The following is a 14,054-nucleotide window of genomic DNA, read 5'->3' as shown; positions in this document are numbered from 1 at the left end:
ATTTTACCTCTCTAGCCAATATGGATCTGTTCCGCATCTATTTTGGTGATTGCCTTGGCAGAAACGACGGTATTTTGGGCATGTAACCGCGCATAGCTTTCAGCCTGCATATCTAATTGCCCAGCGTGGACTTGTTCGGTCTGGATGGTATGGCGGAATAGGCGATGACTTAATTGTGTGACGACGTGCCAAACCGATTCAAATTGATTGCCGATGACTCTGGTGATGGAAACCCAAGCGGACAGAGATTCACCACTGTATTGCATTTCATTGATATGGCAGCTCCCATTATCTGCCGTGATATTCAGCCCGTTACTGCTCAGGTTTAAATTTCCCTGGGCAGTAATGGATAAATCACCGGGTATGTTTATTTCAGCCGGATTCTGTTGTGCTGCCCGTTCTAAAACCGCTAATATCCATAACTGTTCATGGGTCTTTATAATTAATACGATGTCACCCATTTCAGGGGTTAAAAGGCAGCTTGCAGCCCGCCGGCAATGCCATCCACGGTTTTTGCTTTCGACCATCAAACTGCCATCTTGAAGAATATTAACAACCTGACCCGCAATCTGTTGTAGTGGCTCTGTAGCAAGAGAATATGAAGAAAGAGCATAAGAGGATTCCGTCATATCGATTCTCCAAGTTAAATTTTACGTTGGCGTTGTTGAGTACTCCACTCTTCAGCAGCAAATAGCTCAGGATCATTTTCCAGTATGCCCTGACGGTCAGAAAATAAGGTTCCAACCTGGTGAGTACGGTGAAAGAGCGTTCTCATGAACCGTGCGGTGCGAAAATCACTTTTACTGATATTGGCATAGGAAAGATCGGTATAAGTCATATCGCAGCCGGCAAATTGTGTATTTACCGCATGGACTTTGTGCATGATGGCTTGTCGCAACTGACTTTGCCGGAAGTCAGCCAGGTTAAGACAAGCGCCGATAAAAATAGCCCCATTGAACAAACTATTGCGACAACATGCACTCGTTAAATCGGTGTCAATGAATAACGCTTGAGTCGCATCGGCATCGGATAACTGGGCGTCTTGCAATCCAGCGCCCTTAAAGTTGCATTGAGTCAATTTGGCATGGTTGAAATTGACCGCTTCAAGTTGATTATCAGTAAACAGGCACCCTTGAAATTTCTGTTTTTGGTAATTCTGACCACGTTGATCACAGGCAAAAAAAACCGTTTTGATGAATTCACAGGTGTAAAAATCAGTTTTCCGTAAGTCCTGCCGGAAAAAGGTAACCAGAAAAAGGGAACAATGATGCAATATGATGTGATCCAGTGAAGAACCGATAAAAGTCACCCGATCAAGCTCACTGTCACTAAAATCAGCATATTGCAGATTACAGGATGAAAACTGGCTACTATTTTGTTGGGTCATTTTAAACTGGGTTTTTTCCAAAACGCATTGCGTGAATACGCTATTGTTCAAGGTACTTTTATTGAACTTGGCATGGACCATACCACATTGATCAAATTGGGTTTGATCGCACATGACCGAATTGAAACGGGTTTCTTCCAGCAGGCACTCAATAAAAACGGACTCTCTAAGAATGGAATGGGAAAAATCAGCTTCTGAAAAATCGACCGCCTTGAATCTGCCCCCGGATAAATTGCACCCAGTCAATGATATTCCCTGCAAATTGACTTTTTCAATGACGTCACCCTGCCTGATTTTAATCATGAGTTCATCCGCCGTCAGTGTACTCATATCACTTCCTGATCGCGTTTGGGTAAAGTTTTAGTCCGTTTTGTATAGGCATGATCAATCAACGTTAAATCATCAATGATGGATTGGGACAAATCAGTACGGAACAGGTTGGCCTCCCTTAAATCAGTTCCATTAAAACTGCATTTCTGCATCAGGGCGCCTATCAGATTGGCATTATTTAACTGTGCCCCCTGAAAATCGGTTCTGATGAATGTACTTTGAACCGTATTCAAATACTGCATATTGGTTAACTGGCAGTTTGCTTCGCTTAAGTCACTGTTATTGAGGGTTGCCGAATGAAATATAGACTGAACCAGATAGGCCTGACGCAAGTTACATTCTGTTAATGTGGCATTGCTGAAATCGGCCTGATTCAGGTCACTTTCCATAACAAATGAACAGGCCAGCAACTTGGCAGAACGAAAATGGATGGCCTCTGCTTTTGTTTCCGCCCATGAACAGCCATCCAGTGTGGCATGATCAAAAACCGCTTTCTCTAGCTGACATTTGATAAAAGACACTTTATTTAGGTTGGCGTAGTTGAACTTAAGTGCAGGTAATGTCATTTCCAGAAAAGTACAGTTCTGCCATCGTGAATGCTGAAAGCGACAATGGGTGATAAAAGTACTTTGCAGGAATAAATCGGTGAAGGTGGCATTGTTGAATCGACAATGGTCAAACAACGTCTCCTGCAATTGAGTTTCCTTAAAACTGGCTACGGAAAAATCGCTCTGTTTACATACTGCCTGTGCCAAATTGGCATTATCCAGTTTTACGCCATATAAAGAGGCATGGCATATCTCTGTTCTGACCAGCATGGCCTCACTGAAATCTGCATCATCCAGTTGACAGTTATTGAAGCAGGCGCTTTCCAGCAAGGCACGGGAAAAATGGGCACCGCGCAGATCCATGCCGGAGAAGTCAACGCCAGTAAAATCCATCCCGCAGAAATTACCGCCTTTCTGCATGATCCGTTGGGCGTGTTTGCGAATAATCTGTGACAAATCCGTGGGTAAACGCAGGGCAGGACTGTGTGATTGCGCAGAAGCCAGATACATTTTGTACAAGGCCAGTTCTGCCTGCGTTAGCTGTTCATCGTTAAGTCCTGTTTGTTGTTGCTGTTGGTGCAGCATATCCCGTACCTGATGGAAATTTTGTGGCCCCCTGGCTTGATTTTCCATTGTGGCGTTATTGACATTGATGCCCAATGCTTTGGCTCGCGCCAGAATTTTTTCCCTGTGTTGCTCGGCTTCAGTGTGTTTTTGCATCGCGTCTTGTTCGATTTGATTGACAAACTCCGGCAATTCATCAGGCTTTGGGTTAGGGGGGCGTTCAGTGACAAGAGGAATTAATGTATTGATATCTCGCCCATATTTCTCCATCCGTTCCCTTTGTTGCTCACGCAGGCGTTTTTCACGATTTTGCAGATTCTCGCTCAGAGGGCTGTCATTTTCCGGTTGTTCTGTATCCACCCACGGGCCAATAATTTCTTCTGGAATCAAATCCTTTTCCCGGAAGGCATACAGTGCCCCTTTTTCTTTATCTGTGCGCTGGTTGAGTATTTGGAGATAATCGCTTTCAGTACGAGGCTCTCCACTCAATTCCATTGCTGCGAGCATCTGTAAAACATCAGTGGCATCATCTTCATTAATCGGTGCACAACCGTGCCAGATCAGGATCATTTGTTCTAAATGGGGAAAAAACCAGACGGTCGTATTGCGCATGACAATTTCTTCGAAAACCTCTTCATCACCCCGCAATCGCTTGATAAAACAACGCGCCTGCCATGAGGGAAGTACGCCTTCCAGCACCGGTTTCTTCGGGTGCATATTCCAAATGCGCCATGCTGCTTTTTCAGGTAACGCTTCATATTGTTCCCACCATTGATCGCGGGGAGCCGCATTAAACAGCCGCCAGTCGATATCGTGGGCAAAACCGGGAAATTCATTTTCCAGCCACGCCTTGTCATATTTTTTACCTATACGGGTAAAACGACGTGGGCACATAAAGTCCAATGGACAAAAGCTGGCTGGATTGGGTTTATCCCGTGGCGATAATAACTGTCTGTGCAGGGCTTCAATATTCGGCAACCGATGGATCTCGGTGCCATCTTCCTGTTTTTCTGGCGTGAAACCGAGACCTTGTGGATTCTCCTCATCATCTTTTCCCCCGAAAGCCCGGCTCCAGTCGAGTCGCATCTGTTCAAATGTCAGGGGCTTAGATGGACTATCATCAATCCAATGACGGTCGCCGAAAGCAATCAATGTTTTATCCAATTGCCCAACCTGAATACGCGCAGAACACGATGTTTTATCTGTCTGGTGATGAGTATAGGCATAGCCTGTCGCGAGGAATTCAGCGCAGGATTTGGGCATGGCAAGATCAATGATGCCATTGCAGGTTTTCAATTCAGCCTCTGCAAGTTGCCAAAGTTCAGGCTCTGGTCGTAGGCGAGGGGATGCACTCATATCAGCCAGAGTCATTATGGAGACCCCAAGATAATTTTTTTGCAGCCAGCGATAAGGGCGATAAAGCATACTTAAGCGCAGAGGTTTAATGATTTTCATTGAAACGCCCCGAATGAGTCTTTGAAGAGAAAAAGGAGTGATGCAGTTTATTTTTGTATTAGAGATGACTTCTCACTAACGCTAACATAAGGAATGCACGGGGAAAATTTCCAGTGGGCTAACCCAGTTTGATAATTCCGGCTGATACGGAAATCATGGCTGCACTCTTAATATCTAATGTAGAATTAGATTGTAAAGCCAGTTTAGTTGCTTTAACCTCGGCACTGCCTGTGACTGACTCATTTTTATTACCCGTGATGCTTAACTTGTGATTTCCAGTCACACTTTCTGTAAAATTGCCTCCGACATCTAATTTAAAAGCCGCACTGATTTTTTCCGTTTTATCACCACCGACATCTAACTTAAAAGCGGCACCAATTTTTTCTGTTTTATCACCACCGATATCTAATTTTGCAGCCGCACTGATTTTTTCTGTTTTATCGCCGGTGATATCGGCTTTATAGCCATCAGAAATAGTATATTTAATCCCACCACTAGTGACTTCAATCTCTTTGCCGTTGGTAACGGTGGTCTTTTGTTGATCCTTGAAGATAGCCGTTTCTGTTTTCTCTACCGTTGTTTCACGCTCACCTTCAATTTTTACGGTTTGGTTATTCTCTATGGAAACGGTCATGTCCTTTTCAGCGTGTATTTCGAAAGACTCTTTATCTTTAGCATCATCGATAAACAAGTAGCTGGAATTATCATTTCCTCCTTCGAGACTGTGCGACATGATGCCTATTTTTGTGGCTTCTTTAGGTAAGCCCCAAGGCGGCATATTATTCTTGTTAAAGCTACGTCCTATGACAAGGGGGTCGTCAGGGTTACTGTTAACAAAACTGACGATGACTTCTTCCCCAACTCTGGGGATCTGTATCATTCCAAATTTAGCCCCCGCCCAATTACTGGAAACGCGAACCCAACAGGAGCTTTTATCGTCTTTTGTATCGCTTCGATCCCAGTGAAATTTCAATTTAACCCGGCCATTTTCATCTGTCCAAATCGTTTTGCCACTGGCCCCAACCACAGTGGCCGGCTCTATGCCTGCGATTGGCCATGGTGTTATGCGGGGAGCGCGCCAATTCACTTTGGCTGGAATAGCCGTAAATTCAGTCACGTTTTCTTCTGTTTTATCGGGGAGAGAATCATCTCTCCCGATAAGGTATGGGGTTTGGTAGAATTCATAATTCGTGCTGATAATCAGGTATTCACCATTATCTTTATCCCGTAACGCCTTGGACAATGTGAAAGTACAACCGGGAGCAATGCCTGACTCTTTACTCTTCGCGTTGATAGACTGACTCTGTGCGGTACAGGACTGTTGCAGCACCTTGACATAGAACTGCCCTTGGGCACTTTCGGTATAATTCCCCGGCCATTCAAACAGCTCTGTTTCTGGCACCGTGGCATCTGGATTCTGCTGCGTTTCTTTTAACTGTGCGTTGGGTTTAAGAAAATTATAGTCACTCATTGTATAGAGTTTTGGTGTAATTGAATAACTTACCGTCCAGCCATATAAATAATGTTTATCTTTTTTTCTGGGCGGACGAGAATTAGGGTAATATTCAAAGGAAGAATATCCTGACAGAGCCGCATGAGATTGAGGTGAATCAGCTAATATAAGTGTATGTTCCTTTTTACCATGTTGAAAATAATAATAAATTCCCTCACGCTCCATTATTCGGCTCAGAAAATTGAAATCAGTTTCTTTATATTGGGTGCAATATTCTAATGGTTGATATTTTGCAGTGAGAGAATTCTTAAATTTTATTTTATGCTTATCTAGAATATCCTTAATAATCTCAGGCACGGTTTTCTGTTGCCATATTTTGAAATCTTTGTTTAAGGTTAGAGTAAACAAAGCAGGCTGGATGATGATCTTATACAAATATAAATAGTTGTCGTAGTAATCACAGGAAATGGCCTCACGCACCAATCCACTCAGATAGCGTGATTCTGCTGAAGTATTCGCTGGGTCCTTGATCTCAATAGATATTGGTTTGTTTCGTAATTCTTTGATGTCAATATCTTTTTTCTTACTAAACAGTTCAACTTCGAAACTATAAATAGTTGATAATTTCTCTTCTCCTTTCAACGACTTAAACAGCAAATCGTCATCACCCAGTGAAGAGTGAGCAATAATGATTTTTTCCATCAAATACTCCTTTTAAAACCAAAGCTACCGCATGAACCTTTAGTGGAGGGCCAGAAAATCAATAAAAACCTCTAATATTTTCTAACTACAGTTATCAACTAACCGCTATCAACTCATTTAGTTCTTATGGTTATTAACGCGAATCAAATATTTCACACAAGAAACTATATTGCAACAGGATTATAACCTTTGTTTCTTTTTTTGTGACGGAATAGTAAATTTTGAATCATGTTGTTTTAGATTTGTAAAACAGACCGTTTAAAATGTAATTGATTGATTTAATTACATTTTTAATGGTGAAGGTGATTTTTGCAGCGGAAAGGGGAATTATTTAGAGTTTCGGTGAGTGTTTTTTATGCATATATAAAAATTGGCGGCGATAAATTCACCTATCGTGAAATTATCACCGCCATGAAAATAATTTTTTTATAAAACAATTAGTTTGCTGCGCCGTAAAACGAAAGCAATATTATCATCGATAATGGAATAATTATTTTAATGCTGAAAGCGCGCTGTCATAGTCAGGTTCATTCGTGATTTCATCAACCAACTGACTATAAATGACTTGGTTATTTTCATCTAAAACAACAACAGCACGGGCAGTCAATCCACCCAATGGGCCTTCGGTTATTGCAACACCGTAATCTTCCTGAAACTTTCCGCCACGAAGTGTGGAAAGAGTAATGACGTTAGACAAGCCTTCAGAACCGCAGAAACGAGACTGGGCAAAAGGCAAATCTGCTGAAATGCACAGCACAACAGTATCATCCAACTCGCTGGCAAGTTGATTGAATTGACGGACAGATGTGGCACAAACACCGGTATCAATGCTTGGGAAGATGTTAAGCACTTTACGTTTACCTGCGTACTGGCTTAACGCTACATCAGCAAGGTCTTTAGCAACCAGAGTGAATTCTTTCGCCGCTTGACCTACTTGTGGAAAATCTCCGTTAACGGTGATATCACTACCTTGAAACTTGACTGTTTGTGTCATGGTTTTATCCCTCTATAAAGTAAACTGCGCCGTCAGTGTAAAGGAATAGTGCGATCTTGCCCACAAAAATAGAACCAATATTCATGAAATACTCCACCTTCCTTTAATTAACAATGTCTTATAATATATTTTTAGGGTAATTATTAGACTTACAAGGCAAAAATTATGCATCATCATTTCACGTTACTTCCTTCTGTATTACTCATGGCCGGTCTTTCTTTCTCTGTTTCTGCTGCCCATATTCCTGCTGGCATTCAACTTGATCCCCGCCAGGAATTGGTACGCCAGTTGAAAGATGAACCGGCATCGCTAGACCCGATAAAATCTTTCGGTTTGACAGAAGCGCAGGTATTACGTGATCTGTTTGAAGGTTTAGTCAATCAGGACGCCCACGGCCAAGTGATCCCGGGCGTTGCGATTGGCTGGAAGACGACAGATAACAAAACATGGATATTTACATTGCGTCAGGACGCTCGGTGGTCTAATGGTGACAATGTCACGGCATCTGATTTCGTTTATAGCTGGCAGAGGCTGGTCAATCCTGCAAATGCATCTTCTTTTTCCTGGTTCGCTGCCTTAGCGGGCATTCAGAATGCACAGCAAATCATTGATAGCAAGTTACCGCCAGAAAAATTGGGCGTAGAAGCCATCGGCCCTTATACATTAAAGGTGAGTCTGGATCGACCCGTCCCTTATTTTCCCAGCATGACAACCAATTTCAGTCTCTATCCTGTCAATCAACAGAGCGTCGAAAAATATGGCAACGATTGGACTCGGGTGGGGCACTTAACGGGTAATGGTGCATTTATCTTAACGGGGCGGGTTGTGAATGAAAAAATTGTCCTGAAGCCGAACCCCAACTACTGGGATAACCCCAAGACGGTACTGAAAAAAGTCACCTTTATGCCGATTAACCAGGAATCTCATGCAACCCAACGTTATCTGGCAGGTGATCTGGATATTACGGAATCTTTCCCTAAAAACAGGTATCAAAAATTATTGCGGGAGCTTCCGGGACAAGTTTTCACGCCGGATCAACTGGGAACCTACTACTATGCTTTCAACACAAAACGGGCACCCACGAATGATGTTCGGGTCAGGCAGGCACTGGCCATGACAATCGATAGAAATTTAATTGCAAAAAAAGTCGTGGGAACGGGAGAAAAACCGGCATGGCGTTTGACCCCTGACGTTACGGCGGGATTCCGGCCAGAGAAAAGCCAGCAAGAGGCATTAACCCAACAAGAGCTTGATGAACGGGCAAAAGCATTGCTGAAAGCAGCGGGGTATGGCCCGGAAAATCCGTTGAAAATATCATTGCTCTATAACAGCTTGGAAAATAACCAGCGGATAGCGATTGCCGTTAGCTCAGAATGGAAGAAAAAACTGGGTGTGGAGGTAAAATTAGTTAATCAGGAATGGAAAACCTACGTTGATAACCGCAACACGGGTAATTTCGATGTGGTCAGGGCGTCCTGGACGGGAGACTATAACGAACCATCCAGTTTTCTGTCTCTTTTGACCTCCACCCACAGTGGCAACATAGCGAAATTCCATAATGCTGACTATGATGCATTGCTTAACGCCGCGAGTCATGAAACGGACGATATAGCCAGAAACCGCGCTTACAATCAGGCAGAAAGAGTGCTTGCAGAACAGGTGCCGATTGTCCCGATTTATCAATATACCAATGGTCGATTGATCAAACCGTGGCTAAAAGGATACCCGATCACCAATCCTGAAGACGTCGCCTATAGTCATAACATGTATATCATCAAGCACTAAACTATAAAAAGACCAGTACGAACAAGGAGCAGATGTGGAAACGATCTATGGCTCGGTATTTAAAGATTCAAATGCCCTTTACTCCTGTCAGCTAAATGGTAAGGGGGGAATGGTGGCACTGGGAGAAGATTCACTTGCCACAACAGAACAACCATTTTGGCAACATCTTGATTATAAAAATCAGGATAGTTATCAATGGCTGATGAATACCACATTGTTAACACCTCCTATTAAGGAAGGGTTAATGAATGAAAGTATTCGCCCGAAAGTGTTGCGCACGGGGGAAGGCACTTTAATTACCTTGAGGTCGGTCAATCGCAATGATAATGCACGGCCTGACCATTTAGTCTCGTTCCGCATCTATATTAATGACAAAATCATTATCTCCACCCGTCATCGGAAGATTCATTCCATTGATCAAGTTTTGGATGATTTACATAATGGCGTTGGTGCAAAAAGCACGGGGCAGTGGCTGATTGAGATTGCCGGGGCGATGACTGATGAAGTCAATGATTTTATTGAAGAGCTCCATGATAACCTGATTGAGCTTGAAGATAATATTCTGGAGCAAAAAGTTCCTGGTCGCGGGGAGTTGGTATTACTGCGCAAGCAATTAATCGTCCTGCGTCGGTATATGGCTCCCCAACGTGATGTATTCATCCGGTTAGCCAGTGAGCGGTTGCCCTGGATGAATGACGATGAGCGTCAGTTAATGCAGGAAATTTCCGATCGCTTGGGGCGTGGCCTGGATGACCTTGATGGCTGTATTGCCCGAACCGCCGTTCTTGCGGATGAAATTACTTCCATGATGGCAGACTCGATGAACCGCCGTACTTACATGATGTCGCTGTTGGCGATGATATTCTTGCCAACGACGTTTTTAACGGGATTATTTGGTGTCAACTTAGGCGGAATACCCGGCAATACCTACCGGTTTGGGTTCGGCCTATTCAGCTTTCTATTATCTATACTGATGGTCATTTTTGCCTTGTGGTTAAGGCGAAGCAAATGGTTATAGGAAAAAGGGGATAGGAAAAATTAATGGCATCGAGTTTGAGATATATCAATAACCCGGTTTCTCAATTAAGGCACTATAACTCCCGCAGGTGAATACAACGTTGAGCGATGAACGTTGTGCTCCATAATTGTAGTTCTTCTCATATTGAGATTTGTACAGAATAATTGACCATTCTTATGCCGATGCTAGTGTTAGCATCGGCTATTTTTTGGTTTTTGGGGTGGCTTGGGCGGAAACCCGCTTTGTACTTAATTTGATCAAAGATAAGTTTACGGTGAGATTCGCCTGATCAGCCCGCTCTCTGTCGCAGGAAAAACCATGTGCTGTATTTCCATTTATTTAAGAAAAGTCTGAATTTATATATTCTCCTTGGATTCCAGTGGAATTATTGAATGAATGAATATAAATGATATCAATATGTGATTATTGTGGTTTAATTTATACACCATAGATATAAATAAGGTAATGATATTAAATTAATTGCTCAAGTTATAAACTACAATTTCATTGGGTTAAAATCCGCTTTAGGAAATGCTTTCTGTTATAAATTTTTTAAAAAAACATATAATCAATTATAATTGATTATAAATATGCAATCATAATCTCTCGGTAATGACGTCATGCACGAAATGGAGTATGCTTTTCACTCAGGAGTCAGGATGAAGTGATATCATTGCTGAGATTCATTTAATTGTGACACGGGATACTCAATTTTTTTCTTCTGATGGAATATAGGAGATAGGGTGAAAAAGTTTATACTATTTATGTTTGCTGCTTTTTTTGGTGCGGGGGTCGTCCTGCTGGTTCAATGGATGCGCCCGCCTACAGAAGATCCTTACTTTTTCTTAAATCCTAAAGCAACGACAATTGGTGGATATCAATCAATAGAAACCCCTATTAAACTGTATAAAAAAGGGGAAAAAATAGATTTAGTCTTTTGGAAAGTTCCTCAACCCAGGCCTAAGCTGTTGTATCTTATCCCTGCAAATACCCCATCACCTCAAATCATGTTGAAAATTAATAAACGTGAGGGGGCTAAACTAGGGTTCTATACTCATGAAATTTTTACGGAGAAAGGCCCCATAACTACATTTAATGGAGATCCTATTTTAGACGTAAAAATCTATAAAATTAATGACAATCTGGCAGAAGAATTAATATATGATAAAAAATTTACTAAAATTATAGGGGGTTATGGAAGTCGAGAAGGTATATTCTTTACTTTGGTTGAATTGGCTGATCCTTATAAATATGGACAATATCGGTTGCAGGTAGAAGTTCTAGCTAATTGGCCAGAGTTAGAAATAGATGATTTAAGTTATTCTGTTTATATTAGACAACATGCTATAAAATAAGGATATTTAAATATGACACCAACAAATTCGACAGAAGAGTTATTGCTGCATATCGCTAATGACAATAGTCTTACAAAAGAAAACAAGACAACTCTTATTAATTACACAGCTTATCCGGACCAATATAATAATTATGCCGCAGGGAAAGCCTGCGCTGTATGTCCACCTCCACAAGCAAGGCCTGTATTTGTAGAAAATCTAATCCGATCTTTAGGGATTCGATATACAGTTACCATTTATGCTGCTCATCCAGGTACCCCTCTTAATGAAGATAATGGAGAACCTAAATTTGAGAACGGAGAACGAGTGACATCAGCAGCAGGACATATGTGGTATGAAATCTCAGATGAAAAATCTAAGCATGCTTATGGTTTTGCACCCATTGATTCAGGAATATGGGGGGATGGAGAGGTAACGCCATTCGATACAATTCATTATGAAAAACCTCGATATAGTCGAATCATAGAGATTAAAGAAGAACATTATGAGCAATTGAAAAAATATGGCGATTTAGCCAGAGATAAAGATAATCCTGACTTTGACCTTTATTACGTCGGAACGTGGAATAGCTGTATTGATTTTACCTGGAAAGCACTGGGCAGTGCGGGGTTAAAGCCAAAAATAAACTTCTATGATTCACTTCATACCGCCGGTCGTAAAATATTGGGTCATTTTGAAGGCTCTGTCAAAGTTGACAATAACATTCTTGATATAAAATCAATAACAGCTCCGTTTCCAGACAGTGAATTAAATAAAGAGCATTACAATAAACCTCCTGAAAAAACGCCAGCGCAAATACTCCTTACGCGAGTAGATAATGGTGAGGAAGAGACTGAAATCAGCTAAAAATGGCAGGGTTTAATAAACTAACCCATTGCTAATTGTGAATAGAAAGGTGTTAAGGTGGGTGGAAAGTGACGAGGATGTCTCCTCATAAGAATCATCTGATTATTGAGTCATATTTTAAATTTTTATTACTCACTGAAAACTCCCATCTTATAGATATGATCAGCAACAGGGTTCGGCAATGATTAACTAATTAACACATAAATAAATTATGGAGAACACAAATGAGCAGGGTAATGGATAAAATCAACCAACAACTTGATCGCTCAGGTTTGGTTTTTACCTTGATGACGGAAAATTTACCCGAACAAACGTTTGCAGTTATCGATTTTTCTCTCAATGAAGCGCTATCTACCCCTTTTCGGCTGGAAGCCACTCTGACCTGTAAAACGCCGGATATTGATTTTGCCAACGTCCTCGACAGCAATGCCGTCTTTGCGGTACATCGCAACGGGCAGGTTGAACGGCAAGTCACCGGCATGGTCACGCAGTTTTCATTGCTGTCTACCGGGCGTCATAGTAGCCATTACCACATCGTTATTCAGCCCCCTTTATGGCGCGCCTCCCTGCGGGTCAATAGCCGGGTTTTCCAGAACCAGTCCGTGATGGATATCGTTGAGATCCTGCTGAAAGAAAACAAAATAAGCAGTTACTTTTTTCACTTCGGTTACAAACATCGCCAACGGGAATTTTGCGTTCAATACGATGAAAGTGATCTGGCGTTTATTCAGCGCCTGCTGGCCGATGAAGGCTTTTTTTACTATTTTATTTTCGATCAGGAACAGCATGAACAACGCATCGTGTTTCGCGATTCCTGCCTGTCACTCAATCGGGTGATTTCCGTGCCTTATCGCCCGGAAACCGATGTCACCGGTCAAACCACCGGTATCCGGCAAGTGGTCTGGTCAGAACAGGTGGGCGTTGCCACGATCACGACCAAAGACCGTACCTTTAAGAATCCGCGCTGGAACCGGGAGTTCTGGTATGAAGGGCGTAATCTGCAAAACCAGCGTGCATTGCCCAGCTACCACTACTACGATTTTCCCAGTCGTTTTAAGGATGATGAACCGGGGCAACGAGCCAGCCAGTATCGTCTGGAATACCTGCGCCGGGATACCCAGTTGGGTCATGGTCAGGGTGACTGTTTCGCCCTGTGGCCGGGGCTGTTGTTTAATCTGACGGATCACCCCAGAGCGGTTTTCAATGATCAATGGCAGCTCATCCAAATCACCCATTCCGGCAGCCAGCCACAGGCCGATGAAACCCATTCAGGTGATAGCGGGACTTGGCTATCCAATCAGTTTACCTTCACCACCCGGAAAAACTCTTATCGTCCTTCTCCCTACCCGAAACCCAAAATGGAAGGCCCGCATATTGCCACTGTGGTGGGGCCGGAGGGTGAGGAAATTTTTTGTGATGAACATGGGCGCGTCCGTATTCAGTTTGACTGGGACAGATATGGTGAGTTCAATGACCACAGTTCCTGCTGGGTGCGTGTCAGTCAGGCATGGGCAGGGCAACTGATGGGGATGATCGCCATTCCCCGCATCGGTCATGAAGTCTTGGTGGATTTTGTCCACGGTGACCCGGATCAACCGATTATTGTCGGCAGCAATT

At 42.7% G+C, this 14,054-nt stretch carries 10 protein-coding genes; 5 read left to right on the top strand and 5 right to left on the bottom strand.

Annotated elements, in window-relative coordinates; all coding sequences use genetic code 11:
* Window positions 1-11: 11 nt before the first annotated feature.
* The 5 genes from Xbed_RS05785 to tpx all read right to left on the bottom strand — a co-directional run bounded on the left by Xbed_RS05785 (window position 12) and on the right by tpx (window position 7,433).
* Entirely contained in the window at window positions 12-629 is a 618-nt protein-coding gene (locus Xbed_RS05785) for a DUF3540 domain-containing protein (protein ID WP_086111978.1), read from the bottom strand.
* A 14-nt stretch (window positions 630-643) separates the two neighbouring features.
* Entirely contained in the window at window positions 644-1,717 is a 1,074-nt protein-coding gene (locus Xbed_RS05780; RefSeq protein WP_086111977.1) for a pentapeptide repeat-containing protein, read from the bottom strand.
* Window positions 1,714-4,284: a DUF2169 family type VI secretion system accessory protein gene (locus Xbed_RS05775; protein WP_086111976.1), complete on the bottom strand. Its 2,571-nt coding sequence runs from the start codon at window positions 4,282-4,284 to the stop codon at window positions 1,714-1,716. Before Xbed_RS05775 ends, Xbed_RS05780 begins: the two co-directional genes overlap by 4 nt.
* Window positions 4,285-4,402: 118 nt before the next feature.
* Window positions 4,403-6,439: a type VI secretion system Vgr family protein gene (locus Xbed_RS05770; RefSeq protein ID WP_086111975.1), complete on the bottom strand. Its 2,037-nt coding sequence runs from the start codon at window positions 6,437-6,439 to the stop codon at window positions 4,403-4,405.
* 490 nt (window positions 6,440-6,929) lie between these two features.
* Window positions 6,930-7,433 (bottom strand): thiol peroxidase, encoded by a 504-nt coding sequence (tpx, locus tag Xbed_RS05765; protein ID WP_086111974.1) that lies wholly within the window; start codon window positions 7,431-7,433, stop codon window positions 6,930-6,932.
* A gap of 165 nt (window positions 7,434-7,598) precedes the next feature.
* Here tpx and Xbed_RS05760 point away from each other — a divergent pair, with 165 nt between their 5' ends.
* From Xbed_RS05760 to tssI, 5 genes are all read left to right on the top strand, one after another.
* Entirely contained in the window at window positions 7,599-9,218 is a 1,620-nt protein-coding gene (locus tag Xbed_RS05760; RefSeq protein ID WP_086111973.1) for a peptide ABC transporter substrate-binding protein, read from the top strand.
* Window positions 9,219-9,252: 34 nt separating this feature from the next.
* Complete coding sequence (gene zntB, locus Xbed_RS05755) at window positions 9,253-10,236, top strand: zinc transporter ZntB (RefSeq protein ID WP_086111972.1); 984 nt, start codon at window positions 9,253-9,255, stop codon at window positions 10,234-10,236.
* A 743-nt stretch (window positions 10,237-10,979) separates the two neighbouring features.
* Window positions 10,980-11,591 carry a hypothetical protein gene (locus Xbed_RS05750; RefSeq protein ID WP_086111971.1) on the top strand — a complete coding sequence of 204 codons (612 nt, stop codon included), beginning with the start codon at window positions 10,980-10,982 and terminating at the stop codon, window positions 11,589-11,591.
* A gap of 12 nt (window positions 11,592-11,603) precedes the next feature.
* Complete coding sequence (locus Xbed_RS05745) at window positions 11,604-12,437, top strand: hypothetical protein (protein WP_086111970.1); 834 nt, start codon at window positions 11,604-11,606, stop codon at window positions 12,435-12,437.
* A 224-nt stretch (window positions 12,438-12,661) separates the two neighbouring features.
* On the top strand, window positions 12,662-14,054 hold a 1,393-nt coding region (gene tssI, locus Xbed_RS05740), incomplete at its 3' end, for a type VI secretion system tip protein TssI/VgrG (RefSeq protein ID WP_244182413.1).

Origin of the sequence: Xenorhabdus beddingii (assembly GCF_002127545.1) — a bacterium.
Lineage (GTDB): Bacteria > Pseudomonadota > Gammaproteobacteria > Enterobacterales > Enterobacteriaceae > Xenorhabdus > Xenorhabdus beddingii.
Note: the sequence above shows the minus strand (reverse complement) of the source record. Positions and strands in the feature narration are given on the sequence as shown.